The following is a 17,756-nucleotide window of genomic DNA, read 5'->3' as shown; positions in this document are numbered from 1 at the left end:
GGCGATGTCAATGGATATATGAAGCTGTGCTGGAGCGCATAAGAGCACGGTGAGGGACCGTTCTACGGTGCTTCACTCCATAGAACGGTCGGTAGCGGCCCTTCTATTAAAAGGACTGCGTCTCAGCTCCGAGCAAGGACGATTTGATGATCGCTGGTACTTCCTCCATGACGCCGGCTGCACCCAACCAGTCGTCGGTGACCACAGCCATCGCAGCCTGGATGCTTTCTAGGGCCGTTGTGTCGGCCCGTTGTAGGGCAGTATCCAGTTTTTCCGCGGCGCCTGGTTCGCGCGCTTGGAGATTGCGGGCGCTGAGAAGATAGTCCTCTGCAATTCCTTCTGCTGTGGCGCCGGCGAGGGTGAGCAGGAGCAGCGACATGATGCCCGTCCTGTCGTGGCCACGACCGCAGTGCAAAAGAACTGGCCGCTCTGCGTCAGCAAATGCATTCAGGGCGGAGCCGTACAGATCGGGCCAGCGTTCCAGGGCGTCTTTGAAATACAGGGGGGTTGCCCAAAGGCCTGTACGCGCCCACCGTTCCATAAAGTCGTCGTCGGATCCGTCTTCGATCGGCAAGCGAAGCAGCTCCGCCGATATGCCCTCAGGGACTTCAACGGGGCGGTTTGCACGTAGGGCGGCTTCTCCTTCCAGGCCTCCTGTCTCCAGAGAAACGATCGTGCGAATACCGTAAGAGGCCAGTTGTTCCCACCCTGTCGGCGTAAGCATCAGGGGATGGTCCGAGCGCGCAAAAGCCCCTGCAACTGTGTAACCGCCGCCCTCCAGCGGGATTCCACCAAGATCTCTGGCATTGACCAGCCCGGACCAGTCCAACTTCATCGTCACATTTATCCCCTTCAAAGCAGCGCTAGATTGGTGACGAGCATACATGGATGGCCCCAAGCCTTACCGGGAACAAACAGCGAGATAAAAAATGGATTGTTGGCACGAAAACGATCCTTCCATGCCGTTGATTGTTCAGGCAGCTGGATCCCTCGTTACGTCTAGCGCCCTTGACCGTCGTTAAACCGCGGCCATCCAAGGCAGTTGACTAGGCTGAATGCGACGTCAGCGGTGAGCCATAACGCCTGCTTCGCCGCTGACCACTGGAGGATCCGCTAAGCACTGGGTGAAGCTTGTTCTACAGCGCCTGCAGCAGCCAGGATGGGGCCTATGCAAAGATGACTCCATGACACCCGATCAACCTGTTTTCCTCGTTCCGAGCCGCTACTCCGAATGGACGGGAATGGCGGCTGAAATGATGGACAAGATCCGTCAACAGGTCCACGGTGTCCATCTGGAGCACATTGGTTCCACTGCCGTGCCTGATCTTCCTGCCAAGGATGTTGTGGACATCCTTGTTGGTGTCGAAGCAGATAGAGTCAGCAGCGTTTCACAGCATCTCGCCACGATCGGGTTCGATCTTGAAGGTGAACGCGATCACCATTGTTGGCTTAGTCATCCTTCCAGATCATCCCGTACCTACATTGTTCATGTAGTGGAATACGAAAGCCTGCCGTGGCGCAGGCGCATTAGCTTTCGTGATCTACTCAGGTCCGACGAAAGCGCCCGTGCTGAATACCTTCATACCAAGGTCGGCGCCGCGAAAGCAGCAAGAAACTGGGATGACTACACGCAGTCCAAGACCTCTGTTGTTTCCAACTTGCTGTCTGGTAGTGCCTCCGAGAAAAGCTAATTACTCAATCAACCCAGCTGTTCCGGGAAGAAATGACCACGTTGATCCTGCGGACGACGAGGGCGAGCGGTGGAGGATCGGCTTACAGGCAGTCCGATCAACACCGGAAGGCCGGCATTAGGATGCCCGCTTGGGGCTAGTATTTGGTCATGCCAGACGACCCCGCCCGTCGAGTCATCCGCCTGTTTCCTGACTACGGGCACCGGTGGCCACTTTGGGAGAACAGCACCCCCGGCCACCCGAGCAAATACACAATGGAGCCGGCAGACTTCGGGCTGTCAGAAACCCTAACTGACCGACTTCGCGCTTGGTACGACGCCTGGGATGCCGAGAACCTTTATGAAAACGGTTGGAGTTCACGCGCCAAGGAACGTGAATGGAAGGCTGAGGGTGCCAGTATCGCGGAGCAACTTCGATCAGAGGTCAAAGCCTTCGCTGACGTGGAATACGACGAGTAGCGGCCCCGACACCACAGATGTCCCGCAGAAGGATCGTCCACAGCGTTACAGCCCAACGTCCTTCCGCGAGGTTAGGGCGAGCTGTTCGACGAGGTCGTCAGGGATGGGTTTGTTCACGGGAAATTTGATGCCGGTTTTGGTGGCCTTCAGCCCGGCGGCGGCGATGTCTTCGGCATGAGCGGTGATGGCGCCTGGGGCGAGATAAAGGCCGCATTGCTTACTGAAGGCGGCGTAACTGGCGACAATCGATCGTCCAATTCGGAACCCCGGCATGTTGTACTCAATGACCTCTTCCGCGTCCGGCAGGGTACGCGCGAGCTGAGCACGCAACGTGGTCAGCAGTGGGCGGAACTGTTCCGGAGCCGCAGCGATGTACGTGTCATGGTCGGAGATGGTCATCCGCCATTCTTCAACCATGAGACCTCGTCTCGCAACAGTAGCGATGCTAGACCAACTCATCGGCCTTGACCGTATCCCGCCCGTAAACATGGCGCCAGATCACGTGATCAAGGCGTCTCCGCTGGGCCGGATAGAGCTCTGCAACCTGCTGGATCAGGTCGGCCGTTTCCACGGGCGTCAGCTTCTGAGCGTCGAGGCCCGCAGGCTCCGCTACGAAGCGGATAACCATCCTTTTATAGGACTGGAGCAGGGGCCCTTGCTGAGGGGTTGAACGCATCTGAGGAGGTTGCCCAGTCCAGTACCTTTCGTGGTCTTGTGTTGATCCTGTCTGCTATCTCATTGAGGTCCTGCTGGCTGAACTGACGAAGGTCACCGTTCTTGGGTAGATATTGGCGTAGGAGCCTGTTGGTGTTTTCGTTCGTTCCGCGTTGGCAGGGGCTGCGTTTATCGCAGAAGTATACGGGCAGGCCCAGCTCGGCCGTGAGCTCCTGATGCTCAGCCAGCTCGCGTCCCCGGTCCCAGGTCAGGGACAGCCGTTGCTCAGCCGGTAGCCCGCGGAAGGTTGATGTCAGGGCGGTCCGGACGACGTCGGCTTTGATTCCATTGGGCAGCTGTACCAGCCGGACATACCGGGTCTTGCGATCAACGAGGGTTGCGATAGCAGATGGGCGTGCACCCATCACCAAATCGCCCTCCCAATGACCGATCTCAGTCCGTTGTTCGATGTCAGTTGGGCGGCGGTGGATGGAGACCATTTTCTTCAGGCGTCCCCTGTTGCTTACCCGAGGGGCCCTTGGAATGCGCATCGTGCGTCCCGACCGCAGATGATGCGACGGCCGGACCAGGCATCGCGCGAGGGCTTTGCGCTCAGCGATGTAGATGGACCGGTAGATCGCTTCGTGCGACAACCGCATCGAGGCATCCTCCGGGTACGTGCGGCGTAGCCACTGGGAAATCTGCTCCGGTGACCAGTCCTGCCCCAGCTTGAAGGCCACCACGATGAGCAGCATATGGTTCACATCCAGCCGCTGCGGCTTTGGCCGCTTCGCCAGCAACACCGCGCGCTGATCAGCACTCACAGCACGGTAGTTCTCACGCCCGCCATTGCGGCGGATCTCCCTCGAGACCGTTGAGGCCGCACGCCCCAAGCTTTCAGCGATGACGGCGGCTGAGTGGCCGGCGGCGATACCCCGGGATATTTCCTCCCTGTCAGCCATCGACAGGTGCCGGTCACTGCGCTTCGATGCCGGCAACCGAATACCACCGGACTGCAGCAGGAAGTTCCTCACCCGCTGAGTATTCGTACCCAGGTTCCTAGCGATCGACCGTAGAGAGTCTCCACGTCGCCAGTATTCCCACAGCTGATCCTGCTGCTCAGCAGTAAACCCATAATCACGCACCATTCCCATCACTTTCATATCCGATCACGGGCGGTGCGTTGACCGGTTGAGACCACCGACGTTATTGTTATCGGCGCCGGTACGGTGGGGGAGAACGTTGCGGACCGGCTAGTTGCCGGCGGCCTCAGTGCGGTGATTGTCGAATCCGAGCTGGTGGGCGGCGAGTGCTCCTACTGGGCATGCATGCCTACCAAGGCGCTGCTGCGGGACGCGGCCGCACTCCGCGCGGTCCGGCAGCTGCCCGGTGCCGCCGCGGCAGTAACCGGCAGGCTCGACGTCGATGCGGTGCTGGCCCGCCGGGACCGGTTCGCCTCGAACTGGGACGACGAGGGCCAGGTGGCGTGGCTCCAACAGGCCGGCATCACCCTGGTCCGCGGGCACGGGCGGATCAGTGCCCCGCGGACCGTGGAAGTCACCGGCCGGGACGGCACGGTCAGCACGATCACGGCACGGCACGCCGTCGTCATCGCCACCGGCAGCAGCGCGGCGCTGCCGCCGATCCCGGGACTGGCGGACGCTGCCCCGTGGACCAGCCGTGAAGCGGTGTCCGTGAAGAAAATCCCGGAGCGGCTCGCGATCATCGGCGGCGGCGTCGTCGGCACGGAAATGGCGACCGCCTTCAGCGCGCTGGGCGCCGCGGTGACGCTCATCGCGCGCGACGGCGTCCTGCCGCGGGTCGAGCCGTACGCCGCCGAGCACGTCGTCGCCTCCTTGGAAAGCGCTGGAGTGCGGGTGCTGATCGGTGCAAGCCCGAGCGAGGTGACCCGCGACGCGCGCGGCACCGTGCACGTAACCCTGGCCGGCGGCGGGAGTATCGACGCCGACGAGGTCCTGGTTGCCACGGGACGCAGGCCCAACACCGGCGACCTCGGGCTTGAACACCTCGGGCTCGCGGCCTCCGGCTGGCTGAGCGTGGATGAGACGCTGCGGGTGATCGGCCCCGACGGCACCGTGCCCGACGGCGGCTGGCTTTACGCCGCGGGCGACGTCAACGGTCGTGCGCTGCTCACCCACCAGGGGAAGTACCAGGCCCGGGCTGCGGGAGACGCGATTGTGGCACGGGCAACAGGCGCCCCCGTCGAGGACTTCCCCTGGGGGCGTCATGCGGCGACCGCCGACCTCCGGGCAGTTCCGCAGGTCATCTTCACCGACCCCGAGATTGCCTCCGCCGGCCTCACCCTGGCCGGCGCCGTCGACGCCGGGATCCGGGTCCGTTCCGTGGAATACGACCTTGGATCCGTTGCCGGCGCCTCACTGCATGCCGACGGCTATACCGGCCGCGCAGGCATCCTCATCAATGAGGACACCAACACGATTGTCGGGTTCACCGCCGTCGGACCTGACGTGACCGAGCTGGTGCACGCGGCAACCATTGCGATCGCCGGGGAAGTACCGCTCGACCGGCTTTGGCATGCGGTTCCGGCGTATCCCACGATCAGTGAAGTCTGGCTCCGGCTCCTGGAGACCGCGGCACGGTAGACAAGGGTCCCACGTGCCCGGAAACTTCAACCATCCGCACCCCCGAAAGGAAAGACCCCTATGCCCACCAAGATCACGTTCGTCATCGACAACCCCGCCGACCCCGACGCGTTTGAGACCGCCTACAAAGGCATCGCGGACAGCGCCAAGCAGCTCTCGAAGCTGCGCCGTTACGAGGCCGGCAAGGTCTGGCCGAAGGAAAACGGCTCACCCACGCCTGCCCACCGGACGCTTGACCTGTACTTCGACAGCTACGAGGACGCCTCGGCTGCCGTAACAACACCTGCGGCCGCGGACCTCTTCGGTCAGCTGAAGGCCACCGGGACCACCTTCATCGCCCTGTTCTCGGAGGTGGAAGAGAGCTAGGCGGGGCACGGTTTGCCCGCCTTGACCCCCTATCCGCTTGGTACCGATGCCCGTGTTCCCTCACCGGAACACGGGCATCGGCGCTTATCGGCGACTGTCCGGCCGGGTGTTGGAGTGTGCGGCTCAAGCGTTTGCGCGGCCCCGATGCGGGCGTCCCCTGTTGCGAAACAGGGGGAATCAGAAATGCTGGGAGGGCCGCCAGAGGTGCAGGCGCCTAGTGTGGTGACCGCACCCGCTAAGTGCCAGTAGGGAGAATCCATGGTCGAGCCGGACCGCACGCACAGCACCGAACCCGCGCCCACCGTGGCTCCGCCGTCGGCCGTGGTCCAGATCCGAGGCGCCCGGGTCCACAACCTGAAGAACGTCGACGTCGACATCCCGTTGGACCGGTTGGTGGCCGTTGCGGGAGTCTCCGGCTCGGGAAAATCCTCGCTCGCGATGGGGGTGCTCTATGCGGAGGGGTCCCGGCGATACATCGAGGCGCTGTCCACCTATACCCGACGGCGGATGTCGCACGCGGCCCGCGCCGCCGTCGACTCCGTGCGCCACGTCCCCGCCGCACTGGCCCTGCGCCAACGGCCCGGCGTACCCGGGGTCCGTTCGACCTTCGGGACTTCCACGGAGCTGCTGAATGTGCTGCGGGTAATGTTCTCCCGGCTGGGGTCCCATCTGTGCCCCAACGGGCACCGCCTGCCCCCGACCATCGACGTCGCCGCAGGCAAGGAACTCGTGTGCCCCGAATGCGGGACGGCCTTCCCTCCGCCGGGCGCGGAGTCCCTGGCCTTTAACTCCTCCGGCGCCTGTCCAGCCTGTGAAGGCACCGGCACGGTCCGGGAGGTCGACGACGCCGCCCTAGTCCCGGACCGGTCCAAAACCATCAACGACGGCGCTGTGGCCCCCTGGGGCATGTTCGGCCTGACCATGATGTCGCGCGTAGTGGCCGAATTCGGTGTGCGCACTGACGTTCCGTACGCCGAACTCACCGAGCGTGAGCGGCAGATTGTGCTTGCCGGCCCGGAGGAGAAGAAGCACATCAGCGCAGCGACCAGTAACGGCAAGCTGTTCGAGGTGAACATAACCTACCGCAACGCCCGCCTAGCGGTGCAGGAAGCAATGAGGAACGCCACCAGTGAGGCGGGTTTGGCCCGGGTGGCCCGTTTCATCAGCGCGCACACCTGCCCGGTGTGCCAGGGAACGCGCCTGTCCGGGGCCGCCCTGGGAACGGAAGTGGCCGGCATCAACCTCGCTGACGCGTCGGCCAAGACATTGGAGGAGACGCTCGTCTGGGTGCCGACCGTCGTCGCCCCGCTGCCGGCGGAAATGCATCAGATGGCCCGGATGACCGTGGCCCAGTTCGAGGAGATGGCCCGGCGCCTGGTTCAGCTGGGCCTGGGCTACCTGAGCCTCGACCGCGCCGGTTCCACTCTGTCCACGGGGGAGCGGCAGCGGGTGCAGCTGGCCCGCGCGGTGCGCAACGAAACCACCGGCGTGCTGTACGTCCTCGACGAACCGTCCATCGGCATGCACCCGGCCAACGTCGAAGGCCTCATCGGGATCATGCGGGACCTGCTGGACGGCGGGAACTCGGTGGTGCTCGTGGACCATGACGTGCAGGTGCTGCGCGAGGCCGACTGGATGATCGAAATCGGGCCGGGCTCCGGCGCCGAGGGCGGGACCGTGATCGCGCAGGGGCCAATCAGCGGTATTACTGCGGATCCTGCTTCCCTGATTGGGCCGTTCCTTGAGGGCAGCGGAGAGCCGATAGTCCGCCAACGCGCTGCCGCGGACGCAATGTACGACGTCGGCACTGCCCACCTGGCGACCTCGCCGCTGCACACCGTCCACGCACTCGACGTCGCCATCCCCAAGGGCAGGCTCACGGCGGTGACCGGTATGTCGGGGTCCGGGAAAACGACCCTGGTGCTGGAGAGCCTCGTCCCGGCCATCACGGCCGCGGCAAACGGCACGGCGCTTCCGGAGCACGTGGTGTCCGTGGATCCGGCCGGCCTGTCCCGGGCGGACGTGGTGGATGCGACCCCCATCGGCGTGAACATCCGCTCCACCGTCGCCACCTACTCGGGTATCCTCGACACCCTGCGCCGTGCCTACGCCGCCACGGACGCCGCCAAGGAACGCGGGCTGTCGGCGGGGGATTTCTCCTACAACACCGGCTCGCTGCGCTGCCCGCGCTGCGAGGGCACCGGACAGGTGGTGCTGGATGTCCAGTTCCTGCCCGACGTCGACATTCCCTGCCCCGACTGCACCGGCTCCCGGTACGCCCCGGCCGCCGACGACGTCGTGCTGGATACCGCCGGCGGCAGGTTTTCGCTGCCGGGTCTCCTCGCCCTGACCGTGCGCGAGGCGTACGAGGTCCTTGCCGCCTTGCCGAAGGTCCGCCGGAAGCTGCGGACCCTGAAGGACCTCGGCCTCGGCTATCTGACGCTGGGGGAGGACACCCCGGCACTGTCCGGCGGCGAGGCACAGCGGCTCAAGCTCGCCGGCGAGCTGGGCCGGGACCAGTCCGGCACCCTGTTTATCCTCGACGAGCCCACCGTCGGCCTGCATCCGATCGACACGCGGGTGCTGATCAAGGTGCTGGACCGGCTCCTGGCCAGGGGTGCCACGATCGTCGTCATCGAACACGACCTGGACCTGATTGCGAACGCTGACCACGTCATCGACCTGGGGCCAGGCGGGGGCGAAGCCGGTGGCCGGATCATCGCCACGGGTACGCCCGACGACGTCGCCGCCAACCCTGCCAGCAGCACCGGCCGCTACCTCAGGGCCTTGCTGCAAGGAGCCGGATAACCGCGCCGACGGTGCAGGGAAAGGCCGGACCCGGCGCGTAGTAGGCTTCGGGCCATGGGAACACGGCGAAGCATCAGCAAATCTGATTACCGGCTTTACTCCCGGCCGATGCCTGGGGAAAGCGCGGACTGGGTGGAAGTGGTGTCCGACGGCGGTGAACCTCCGCAGGCGTCCAGTCTTACCGCCCGTACCGGAGCGGAGTTCAGCGACGCGGACCGTGGCGGCGCCACTGCTGAAGGGCCCGTCGATACGGCTGCTGCCTCCAGGAGCCGGTCTAACCCCTATCTCTGGGCCGCGTGGGCAGTTGTGGCGATGATGCTTGTCCTTGGACTGATCTGGCTCTCCGGCAACCTCCAAATAACGTCGGCCATTTACAGCGGCGGCAGTGCAGTCACGAGTGCCCAGGACGTTGCGGTGATGAACTTCCAGATGATGGGCGTGTATCTGCTGCCCTTCGGCCTGGCCGGTGCCCTTGCGCTGCTGATGCTTCAGGCTGCCGGCTACCGTCACGAACGCCGGGACTAACCGGCGAGCTCATAGTGCGACACGGTGCGGTCACGCTCCAGGAGGAAGCGGTCGTCCTCGGGATAGAAGACGGCCCGGCCGACGTCGTCGCCCGCGAAAGCGCGAATCGCATCGAGGGAAACCCACAGCGAAACCGTGACAATCTCGCTGCGCCCCTCGTCCAGGCTGCGGGTGAGAATCCAGGCGCCGAGGTTGCCCGCCGTGGCGCGGTATTCCACGATTCCTGTCTGTTGCACGTATTCGACGTACGCCTCAAGGTCTTGGCCGCGGACAACGCCGCGCCACGTCCGCACAATGCGCATGCCGGTCCTTCCGAAGATGGCGGGCTTCCGGATCCGCCCGGCCCCAAGTGCAGGAGCCTAACGTCGGCCGGGTTGGGCGGCCAGAGTGAGACGGTTGCCGGGGGCATTGACGCCGGCACCGCCGCGGCGTAGCTTATCGACAATCGTTATTAACGACAGTCGATATGGGGGGACCATGAAGCTGATGAAAAACACCGGCGCCGCGCCGGCAGGCGAAAAGAGAATCGTTTCGCGGACGGACGCGACCGTCTTCATGATTGTGGCGGCATTGGCCGCGGTTGTAAGCACTGCCTTTTCAATCTCCGAAATCGTCGGGTACTTCACCGGCCCGGTGACGCTGGAGCTTCCGGTCAGCGCACAGGACCAGAGTGTGGACGGGCTGACCGCCGGAGTGACAGCGCACTACACAACACTGACGGCTACGGTTCCCGCTCTTCCCTCCGGTCCCGCAGTGCTCCTCGCTTGCTCTTCAGCACTGCACCAGGCAGGTGTGCTCGCCGTCCAGGCGCTGGTCTTCCTGCTGGCCTACCGGCTCCGCAGCGCGGTCCTGTTCACCGCCGTGTCCGTGAGGATCATCGGGGCCTGCGGTATCGTCCTGCTGCTGGTAGGGACGTTTAGCCAGGGCCTCTACGGAATCGCGCTGCCCCGCGTGGCGGACCTGGTTGTAATGGAGCGCCAGACGGGCGACGAACTGGTCCTGTTTGAAGGCACGCTGAGCCCCTGGCCGCTGGTGCTTAGCCTCGTCTTGATACTGGTTGCGGGAGTCTTCCAATACGGACGTCGGATTCAGCAGGATACGGATGGCCTGGTCTGATGCCGGCGGATGATTCCTCGAACGTCCACTGCCGTCTTGATGAACTCCTGGAAGCCCGCGGCATGACGCTGACGGAACTGAGCCGGCAGGTCGGTGTCAGCCTCGTGAATCTGTCGGTCCTCAAGAATGACCGGGCCAAAGCCATCAGGTTCTCCACACTGACCGCGATCTGCAATGCGCTGGATTGTGAGGTCGGGGATCTCTTGGTGATTCCCCCTCACGCTTGAACCGGTTTTGGTTTAATCCTTGATCCGTGAAGCCGCCGTATCGTTACACTGCTACTGCTGAAGTTATTGTTCCGTGCGCCTTTTACCGTTAGGTCTCAAGTGTCAAAAGCCAAAGAAATCCCCGGCGTAGAGGCGGGCGAAACCCTCGTTCCCAAGGTGCCCGCCCCATGGCTGGCAATCGTGCTGGCGATCGCATCGATCGGTGGAATGATCGTCGCCAGCGAATTGATGGGTGACCCTAAGGCTGAGGGTTATAAAGACCTGCTGATGCTGGGGATCATCATTCTTCTGGCCGTTTACATTGCTTCTTTTGCCGTGATCATCAAGGCCGGTGTTGCAGCCAAGAGGAAACTATCAACGGCTAAAGGCAGGATCGCGGAAATGCTGCGGCAGGAACACGGCTACACAGTGGATCATCCCAAGACGCTCATCCTGACCGTCCAGAGCAAAACCACGCTGAACCCATACGACATACCGGCCACAGACACCTACGGGCGGCCGGTGAATATTCGGATTAGCCCGGATGAAACGGGGACCAAGGTGGTTGCCTCAATCTGCGAAGAACATCCGGACCCCTCGGCAAATAATCGATCCCGCAGGCACTAGGCGAAGGACCAGTTTCCAGCAGGTCGAAACTAGCCTTCGACGTCGTAGACCTGAGCCGGGTCGCGCTCGAGGATGCGGTCCCGCATTTCGCGCTTGAGGACTTCCAGGTGGGCCAGTTCGGAGGCGGTCTTCTCCGGCTTCGCTGTGAGCTCGATGAACTCGTCCGCGACGATGCCCTCATTCCGGATCACGCAGGTGACGGCTGCATCCCCGGCGGTCAGCTCGAAGACGTAACGGGCCAGGGTGTTACCGCGTTCGGGCCGGGCGAGTTCCGGCAGTACGGCGTAGCGGTCTCCGGTGACCGCGCGGGTCACGAGTTCGAAGGCATCCCGGGCGCCGGGACCGCCGAAGGGGGTGCGGATCCGGATCTCGCGGCGCTCGACGCGGCCGCCGGGGGTGCGGGCTGCCAGTTCCGGCAGTGCCCGGCCGAGTGCTGCGAAGGCGTGCGCGACGCCGCCGGGGAAGCCGGGCCCGTGGTACTTCATGCAGTCGGCGAAGGTGAAGTCCAGCTGCACCCCGTCCTCCCACACGGTGAGCGTGCGCTCGGGGTTCGGGATCGGCGTCGGTTCGGGACGTTCGGGGGATGCTGCGTGCTTGCTCATGTGGGGGTTACTCTCGGTGCGGGGAAAATCTGGCCATCAAAACTTTACCGACCCGCCGGTTTATGCGCCTAGCCGGAGCCGGAGCCGGAGCCGGAGCCGGAGCCTAGTCGGGCCCGTGCCGCGCAGCAGCGTTGAGCCCGGCCGCCTGTCCTTCAGCCCGCCTTCGGTAGCCGATTCATGTCTTTCCGGCCGAGCACGGCCATCAGCGTTGCGAGGGCCGCTGCGGCCGCCGTCATTGGCAGTAGTGATTTGTCCCGGGACTTCCCACGCCAGGCCTGACGGATAGATTTCTCTGCGGGGTATCCGCCGCTCATTATCGCGCCCAGAATGGCGAGGGTCTTAGCGGCGGTGCGGCGCCACCTGCGGCTCAGCAGCCCTGCCGTGGCCAGCCCTTGAAGGATCAGCATCAGGCCCGGGGCCGAAAGATTGGTTCCCATGACCCACTGGTCGCGTGCTGCGTGTCTGGGGTCGCCCTTGAGTTTCCAGACGTCGTAGCTGGTCCGATCCCGCAGCGCCTTCCGGAGACCGGCCAGGCCGAGCGCAAGCTGTGCTGCCGAAACGGTAAACAAAGCCTTCATTAGTGCATCCTTCAGTCGTCCGGCCCCCCAGACAGCATGGCGCTATTTTAAAGCCGTCCCCCCTTCGGCTCAACGTACGCAGGCCGGGGCAGGCATACCTGCTAAGGGCGGGCCCGCGCATGAGGGGAACCAAAGGAACCGGCCTACGCTGAAGCTCGCCGCAACCCCGCTGGATTAAACCATTGTTCCGTTTGACGAACGACCTTAAAATGTTCGCGGGGGAGCCCTTGGTCTTACATAATCCCGTAAGGGGCAATCCAAATGACTGACTTCTTTACAGCTCAACCGGGCGAGACCGCGGCTCCCTTGCCGCCGGGGCCCATCCTCTGTACCGGGACGGTCGGAATGCGGCGCGTTCACCGTTTTTTCCTTTGGGCCTACGATGAGGCACCCGGTCTGGTGCGGTCCACCCCTATCGGCGATACAGATCGCGCCGCATACGTTGGGGAAGTGCTCGGAAACTTCGACGGCGTGCTGCACATCCACCACGAGGGCGAGGACCTGCTCATGTATCCCCAGCTGGAGGGCCGGGCACCGGGGTGCGCCCTGCACGTAGCGCAGATGCTGGAACAGCATCGGCAGGTGGGGCAGCGGCTTGAACACATCGAACCTGTCCGGAGACGCTGGATGGAGACGGCAGACGAGGCGGCCCGCGAGGAACTCGCTGAACGCTATGAGGACCTCTCCGCTCTGCTTAAAGTGCATCTGCGCCGCGAAGTCACTGAGGTGATGCCCGTCGTGGACAGGGTGCTGAGCGAAAAGGAAATGGCCGCGGTCGGTCAGCACGGGATTGAACAGTTCGACAAGAAGTTTTTGGTGGGCTACCTCGGGATGATGATGGCTACGAACCCTCCGGACGACCGAAAGGCTTTCTTCAAGGAAATCCCTGCGCCGGTCCGACTTGCCTACCGCCTCGTGGGGCGCCGAATGTATCGGCGACAATATTCGACGCTCTTTCCCGGCCGCAAAATCCCGGAGACGCTTTAGTCCCGTAACGTGCGTCCCGGTGTCCTCCGCCAGGCCCGCCTATCTGTGCGCTTGGCCGGAGCTGTGCCGCGCAGCCGCATTCAGCCGCGCGGCCTGCAGCGTCAGGTGGTCGCGTTCGGCCAGGTTCGGCGCCAGCAGCGCCGCCTCCGCATAGAGCCGTGCGGCCTGTCCGACGTCGCCGCTCTTCTCGTGCAGGTACGCCCGCGCCGCCGTATGCCGGGGGAGCGATGGATCCAGTTCCGCCAGGGCAGCCAGGCCGGCATGCGGCCCGTCTGCCTCCCCGACGGCGACGGCCCGGTTCAGCCTCGCGACCGGGCTGCCCGTGAACCGGACCAGTTCGTCGTACCACTGGATAATCTGCGGCCAGTCGGTCTCCTCCGCCGTCTGCGCATCCGCGTGCAGGGCGGCAACGGCCGCCTGCGCCTGGTATTCACCCAGCCGGTCGCGCGCCAGTGCCCGCTGCAGGATGGACACCCCTTCCGTGATCAGCCGGGTATCCCAGCGGCTGCGGTCCTGCTGGGCCAGCGGCACGAGCCGGCCGTCGTCGTCGGTCCGTGCCGGCCGGCGGGCGTGGTGCAGCAGCATGAGCGCCAGCAGTCCCTGCACCTCCGGGTGGTCGACGGCGGCGGCCAGCTGCCGGGTGAGGCGGATGGCTTCGGCGGCGAGGTCGACGTCGCCCGAGTAGCCCTCGTTGAAGACCAGGTACAGCACCCGCAGCACGGTGGCGACATCTCCGGGCGTATCGAACCGGACGCCGGCCACGGTCCGTTTGGCCCGGCTGATCCGCTGCGCCATGGTCGCCTCGCCCACCAGATACGCGGCGGCAATCTGCCGGGTGGTCAGCCCGCCCACGGCACGCAGGGTCAATGCCACCGCCGACGATGGGGACAGCGACGGGTGGGCGCAGAGGAAATACAGCTGCAGCGTGTCGTCAATGGAGCCGACGACGCCGGGCGCGGGTTCGCCGTCGACCTTTAGTTCACGACGACGGCGGGACGACTCCGCGCGGACGGCATCCAGGAACTTGCGCCACGCGACGGTGACGAGCCAGCCCTTCGGGTCCCGGGGCGGATGCTCCGGCCATGTGTGCAGGGCTTCGAGCAGGGCGTCCTGCACTGCGTCCTCGGCCGCCGCGAAGTCGGCTCCGCGGCGGACGAGGGCGGCGATGACCTGCGGGGTGAGAACCCGCAGCCGGCTTTCCTCCACCGGTGGTTATTCCGTGATCGTGACGGGCTGGGCCAGGAACGGACGGACCTCGATCCACTCGTGCAGCGGCTTGCCGCCGGCGGCCGGTGCCGCGGACAGTTCTCCGGCCAGTTCGAGTGCGCGGTCATAGCCGTCCACGTCGATGGCGAACCAGCCGGCGATCAGGTCCTTGGTTTCCGCGAACGGTCCGTCCGTTACCGGGGGTCGGCCTTCGCCGTCGTACCGTACGAAGGTTCCTTCGGGGGAGAGGGCCTGGCCCTCGACGTATTCGCCGTTGGCCTGCAGCCGTTCGGCGTAGTCCGCCATGAACTGCATGTGGGCTGCGACTTCGTCCGGTGTCCACTGGTCCATCGGTACGTTGTTGAGCGCTTCGGGTGCGCCGCGGTAGTGCTTGAGCAACAGATACTTGGCCATGACGGTCTCCCTTGTTCTCCTGCAACTGTTCCTCCAACGACACCGCCATTGTGGCTGTGCTTAATGCTGGGACGGAACGGGGGAAGGGATTTCGACATGGACTTGCTGCGCCGTTTCCGCGGCCGTCTGCGCGGGTTTCGGCGGAGCCTTTGCAGCTGGGCCCGCCGGGCGTAGCGTCAATAAGCGTGAGTGAAGTTTCGCTGCCGTTGCGTTTGGCCCGTGCCGTGGGCGCCAGCCCGGTCTCGGAACACGTCGCCGCCGCGCAGGAGTTCCTCTACAGGCCGGTGCTCGAGTGGGCAAGGAAAAGCCCCTTCCATACCGGCGTCCTGGGCCACTCGATCCATCCGCCTCTCACTGATCTGACGCTTGGCTGCTGGGGCAGCGCGTCCATCCTCGATCTGGCCGGCGGAGTCCAGTCACGCCACGGTGCCACCGTCCTGGTGGGCGCGGGGCTGGCCGCGGCGGTGCCCACGGCTATCGCCGGTGCCAGCGACTGGGCGGGAATGACCGGCGACGCGCGTCGAATCGGCGCCGTTCATGCCCTGGGCACCGATGTGGCGGTGTTTGCCAATCTCGGATCCCTGATCGCCAGGACACGCGGCCGGCACGGGCTCGGTGTGGCGCTGGCCCTTGCGGGCAATGCGGTTCTGGCGGGTTCCGGATTCCTGGGCGGGCATCTCGCGCTCAACCGCGGAACGGCCCGCCGGGCACCTGCCGAGGCTTAGCGGTTTTTTGCCGGGGCCGGGCCTCAAGCGAGAGAACCCAGGAACGCCGCCGCATCCGCCGCCACCTGTCCCGGGCATTCCCATAAAACCAGGTGGGCGGCGTCGAGGTAGACCTTCAGTTGCGCGCCCACAATGCGGGCGGCCAGAGTGTCCTGGTCCGCACGGGGCAGCAATCCGTCCTGCCCGCCCCACAGGATCAGCGTGGGAACCTCGATGGCGCCCGTTTCCGTGGGCGGCCTGGCCGTGTACAAGCCGCGCAGGCTGAGCTTCCACGCGTAGCAGGGCATCTTGACGCCGTCGCGCACCCGGTCCTCGATGAACCACGGGGGAACCTCTTGGATGAGGGGAAACGAGGCGAGGAGACCGCGCACCCAGTCCTCGGCGACGGGATCCGTCAGACCGTCGACGTCGTCGGCGAACCCGGGCCGGCCCTGCAGGGTCAAAGGGGAACCCACCAGCACAAGCGCCGCCACCCGGTCGGGGTACTTCACAGCCAGTTGCTGGGCTACATAGCCGCCGCTCGAGGAGCCAAGGACCGACGCCGACGGCACCTCCAGGGCGTCCAGAACCGCGGCGGCATCCTGGGCCTGTTCTGCCAGCGAGTATCCGGCCTGCGGTTTGTCGGCATCGCCCTGGCCGCGGAGGTCCGGAGCGCACACCCGGAAGTCGGCCAGCCCGGGCACCAGCCGGTCGAAGCTCCGGCGCGATTCGGCCCACGCGTGCAGGAGCAAGACCGGTGGTGCCTCGGGCTCGCCCTGGACGAGGCACGGCACCGTGATGCCGGTGCGAAGCGGAAGATCCCGGACTTCGGATTCCATAGCTCAGGGTACGTCGCCCACAGCGGCGGAAACGAGTGGGAAGTTGCCCTGGTGGATGATTTGGCCGAGCCAGGTCGGCCGCGAAGTCGGCTCCGCGGCGGACGAGGACGGCGATGACCTGCGGGCGAGAACCCGCAGCTGCTTATCGTCCACATCGATTGCAAACCATACACGCTGGCGCCTCATGAAAGCAGCCATGGGGCATTGCCGGGTCCCAGGGACATTCCAGTAACTTAACTTCAGGGAAAAATGTGCAGATAATATGCGGCTGCAGGCGATCCGTATTGTTTGATTCAAAATCGCCGAGCAAAACAAGTACGCTTAGACACCGTGAACCAAGGCCTCGGATTTGGCCTAACCGAGAAATAGGACTGTAATGACCGAAACACTTTATGGCGGGATGGTCGTGGTTCTAGCGTTAGGAATCGCGCTTACCACCCACAAGGTTCGTGATGGCACCCTCTCCAGCCGGATTGCTCTGGCAGCTGCGATATCCTGCTCTGTCGGGTTGTTGGGAATGGTGTTGACAGATTGGCCCTGGGAGCTCCTGAATACCTTTTGGGCCGATCACTCGGTATTGACCAGTCTATTATCCTCCATTCTTCTCGTGGGACTCGTTTTCTTAGTCTATGAGCGAGGTGAACAAAGGCGCCAGGAAGAAATGGTCGAAGGCCTGACTGGGGCTGGTGTGGGCGGAATGGTAGATCACGTTATAGATGTCGAAGCAGCCCTGGCTATCTTAGTTCTCCGAACTCCGCCTGATCAGATCAGTCCGCAGTATTGGGCTCACTGGCGCGACGATGGCAAGCCTCTGCGATGGCTGCGGAGCGGGCGCGAGATACTTACCGGTGACGATCCGCGAAAGCTTCCGGTTGGGTTTGATGCTTCCTTGCCTGCTTGGGGACATGAAATTCTCGATCAATCTATCCGCCGACTACTGTCTGGCATGCGGGATTGGGCCCCTTTGATCGGCGCCTCCAAGGATGGCACGTCAGTGCTTCTCCTCCTATCGGAAATAAGAGTAGATCTCATGAGTCTCCACGATCTATGCTTCCCAATAGTGGAAACACCCGCCAGCGCTGATCTCCCTCGCACCCTAGACAGTATCCGAGTGCGATTGCGGGTGTTCGCGCTCTGCTTTGAGGAGTGGAGCGGTGCGCAGAATAATCGGCCCGAAATATTGAGCACGTTCGCTCCGCTAGTCAGTCCACCGCCGGTTTTCCGTGGCACCAGCAAGACGTTGAGTGAACGGTTGGAAAGGGCAGTCGTCATCCTCCAGCAAGGGCAGTGATAAAGGCGGGAAGCCGTACAGGCCGGATCCGACGTCACACCACGCCCCACGATTCCGCCC

The 17,756-nt window shown here is 64.2% G+C and carries 22 protein-coding genes; 12 read left to right on the top strand and 10 right to left on the bottom strand.

Translation table 11 applies throughout. From position 1 onward, the window contains the following. Window positions 1-106 precede the first annotated feature (106 nt). A complete protein-coding gene (locus NNX38_RS10360; RefSeq protein WP_255798169.1) occupies window positions 107-835 on the bottom strand; it encodes a tyrosine-protein phosphatase in 729 nt (242 codons plus the stop codon). Window positions 836-1,184: 349 nt separating this feature from the next. Here NNX38_RS10360 and NNX38_RS10355 point away from each other — a divergent pair, with 349 nt between their 5' ends. Both NNX38_RS10355 and NNX38_RS10350 read left to right on the top strand, forming a co-directional pair. Next, on the top strand, window positions 1,185-1,691 hold the full coding sequence (locus tag NNX38_RS10355) for a GrpB family protein (protein ID WP_255797908.1): 507 nt from the start codon (window positions 1,185-1,187) through the stop codon (window positions 1,689-1,691). A gap of 149 nt (window positions 1,692-1,840) precedes the next feature. Further along, window positions 1,841-2,149: a hypothetical protein gene (locus NNX38_RS10350; RefSeq protein WP_255797907.1), complete on the top strand. Its 309-nt coding sequence runs from the start codon at window positions 1,841-1,843 to the stop codon at window positions 2,147-2,149. 45 nt (window positions 2,150-2,194) lie between these two features. Here NNX38_RS10350 and NNX38_RS10345 read toward each other — a convergent pair whose 3' ends face one another. From NNX38_RS10345 to NNX38_RS10335, 3 genes are read right to left on the bottom strand one after another with little or no spacing between them, the layout of a single operon-like run. Next, complete coding sequence (locus tag NNX38_RS10345; protein ID WP_229965962.1) at window positions 2,195-2,548, bottom strand: iron chaperone; 354 nt, start codon at window positions 2,546-2,548, stop codon at window positions 2,195-2,197. Window positions 2,549-2,594: 46 nt separating this feature from the next. After that, window positions 2,595-2,777, bottom strand: a complete 183-nt coding sequence (locus NNX38_RS10340) for a hypothetical protein (protein WP_255797906.1) — start codon at window positions 2,775-2,777, stop codon at window positions 2,595-2,597. Between the two features lie 4 nt (window positions 2,778-2,781). After that, window positions 2,782-3,837: an IS30 family transposase gene (locus tag NNX38_RS10335; RefSeq protein ID WP_255797905.1), complete on the bottom strand. Its 1,056-nt coding sequence runs from the start codon at window positions 3,835-3,837 to the stop codon at window positions 2,782-2,784. 174 nt (window positions 3,838-4,011) lie between these two features. On the opposite strand from NNX38_RS10335, the gene NNX38_RS10330 reads away from it, so the two are divergent. The 4 genes from NNX38_RS10330 to NNX38_RS10315 all read left to right on the top strand — a co-directional run bounded on the left by NNX38_RS10330 (window position 4,012) and on the right by NNX38_RS10315 (window position 9,126). Beyond that, window positions 4,012-5,427: an NAD(P)/FAD-dependent oxidoreductase gene (locus NNX38_RS10330; protein WP_255798168.1), complete on the top strand. Its 1,416-nt coding sequence runs from the start codon at window positions 4,012-4,014 to the stop codon at window positions 5,425-5,427. 60 nt (window positions 5,428-5,487) lie between these two features. After that, complete coding sequence (locus tag NNX38_RS10325; protein WP_255797904.1) at window positions 5,488-5,793, top strand: EthD family reductase; 306 nt, start codon at window positions 5,488-5,490, stop codon at window positions 5,791-5,793. Between the two features lie 258 nt (window positions 5,794-6,051). After that, window positions 6,052-8,601, top strand: a complete 2,550-nt coding sequence (locus NNX38_RS10320; RefSeq protein ID WP_255797903.1) for an excinuclease ABC subunit UvrA — start codon at window positions 6,052-6,054, stop codon at window positions 8,599-8,601. Window positions 8,602-8,709: 108 nt separating this feature from the next. After that, the gene (locus tag NNX38_RS10315) at window positions 8,710-9,126 is read left to right on the top strand and encodes a hypothetical protein (RefSeq protein ID WP_255797902.1); all 417 of its coding nucleotides are present in this window, start codon (window positions 8,710-8,712) and stop codon (window positions 9,124-9,126) included. Here the strand turns inward: NNX38_RS10315 and NNX38_RS10310 are convergent. Further along, window positions 9,123-9,428, bottom strand: coding sequence for a hypothetical protein (locus NNX38_RS10310; RefSeq protein WP_255797901.1), 306 nt, complete (start codon window positions 9,426-9,428; stop codon window positions 9,123-9,125). The genes NNX38_RS10315 and NNX38_RS10310 overlap by 4 nt on opposite strands. Before the next feature lie 175 nt (window positions 9,429-9,603). Here NNX38_RS10310 and NNX38_RS10305 point away from each other — a divergent pair, with 175 nt between their 5' ends. From NNX38_RS10305 to NNX38_RS10295, 3 genes are all read left to right on the top strand, one after another. Continuing rightward, window positions 9,604-10,242: a hypothetical protein gene (locus NNX38_RS10305; RefSeq protein ID WP_255797900.1), complete on the top strand. Its 639-nt coding sequence runs from the start codon at window positions 9,604-9,606 to the stop codon at window positions 10,240-10,242. Next, entirely contained in the window at window positions 10,242-10,469 is a 228-nt protein-coding gene (locus NNX38_RS10300) for a helix-turn-helix transcriptional regulator (protein ID WP_255797899.1), read from the top strand. Before NNX38_RS10305 ends, NNX38_RS10300 begins: the two co-directional genes overlap by 1 nt. A gap of 99 nt (window positions 10,470-10,568) precedes the next feature. Further along, entirely contained in the window at window positions 10,569-11,075 is a 507-nt protein-coding gene (locus tag NNX38_RS10295; protein WP_255797898.1) for a hypothetical protein, read from the top strand. Window positions 11,076-11,104: 29 nt separating this feature from the next. Here the strand turns inward: NNX38_RS10295 and NNX38_RS10290 are convergent, their stop codons facing one another. Both NNX38_RS10290 and NNX38_RS10285 read right to left on the bottom strand, forming a co-directional pair. Continuing rightward, window positions 11,105-11,677 carry a hypothetical protein gene (locus NNX38_RS10290; protein WP_255797897.1) on the bottom strand — a complete coding sequence of 191 codons (573 nt, stop codon included), beginning with the start codon at window positions 11,675-11,677 and terminating at the stop codon, window positions 11,105-11,107. A 152-nt stretch (window positions 11,678-11,829) separates the two neighbouring features. Beyond that, the gene (locus tag NNX38_RS10285; RefSeq protein WP_255797896.1) at window positions 11,830-12,255 is read right to left on the bottom strand and encodes a hypothetical protein; all 426 of its coding nucleotides are present in this window, start codon (window positions 12,253-12,255) and stop codon (window positions 11,830-11,832) included. Between the two features lie 261 nt (window positions 12,256-12,516). Between NNX38_RS10285 and NNX38_RS10280 the strand changes: the two genes are divergently transcribed. After that, on the top strand, window positions 12,517-13,242 hold the full coding sequence (locus NNX38_RS10280) for a hemerythrin domain-containing protein (RefSeq protein WP_370646417.1): 726 nt from the start codon (window positions 12,517-12,519) through the stop codon (window positions 13,240-13,242). A gap of 39 nt (window positions 13,243-13,281) precedes the next feature. Here the strand turns inward: NNX38_RS10280 and NNX38_RS10275 are convergent, their stop codons facing one another. Next, window positions 13,282-14,448, bottom strand: a complete 1,167-nt coding sequence (locus NNX38_RS10275; RefSeq protein WP_255797894.1) for a DUF6596 domain-containing protein — start codon at window positions 14,446-14,448, stop codon at window positions 13,282-13,284. 6 nt (window positions 14,449-14,454) lie between these two features. Next, the gene (locus NNX38_RS10270) at window positions 14,455-14,862 is read right to left on the bottom strand and encodes a YciI family protein (protein WP_229952091.1); all 408 of its coding nucleotides are present in this window, start codon (window positions 14,860-14,862) and stop codon (window positions 14,455-14,457) included. Between the two features lie 185 nt (window positions 14,863-15,047). Between NNX38_RS10270 and NNX38_RS10265 the strand changes: the two genes are divergently transcribed. Beyond that, the gene (locus tag NNX38_RS10265) at window positions 15,048-15,587 is read left to right on the top strand and encodes a DUF2231 domain-containing protein (protein WP_255797893.1); all 540 of its coding nucleotides are present in this window, start codon (window positions 15,048-15,050) and stop codon (window positions 15,585-15,587) included. Window positions 15,588-15,610: 23 nt separating this feature from the next. On the opposite strand, the gene NNX38_RS10260 is transcribed toward NNX38_RS10265, so the two are convergent. Next, complete coding sequence (locus NNX38_RS10260) at window positions 15,611-16,405, bottom strand: alpha/beta fold hydrolase (RefSeq protein ID WP_255797892.1); 795 nt, start codon at window positions 16,403-16,405, stop codon at window positions 15,611-15,613. Between the two features lie 376 nt (window positions 16,406-16,781). Between NNX38_RS10260 and NNX38_RS10255 the strand changes: the two genes are divergently transcribed. Next, window positions 16,782-17,696 carry a hypothetical protein gene (locus tag NNX38_RS10255; RefSeq protein ID WP_255797891.1) on the top strand — a complete coding sequence of 305 codons (915 nt, stop codon included), beginning with the start codon at window positions 16,782-16,784 and terminating at the stop codon, window positions 17,694-17,696. The last annotated feature ends 60 nt before the right edge of the window (window positions 17,697-17,756 follow it).

Origin of the sequence: Arthrobacter sp. zg-Y238 (assembly GCF_024385525.1) — a bacterium.
Taxonomy (GTDB): Bacteria; Actinomycetota; Actinomycetes; order Actinomycetales; family Micrococcaceae; genus Arthrobacter_B; species Arthrobacter_B jinronghuae.
This window is presented reverse-complemented; position numbering and strand designations above follow the sequence as displayed.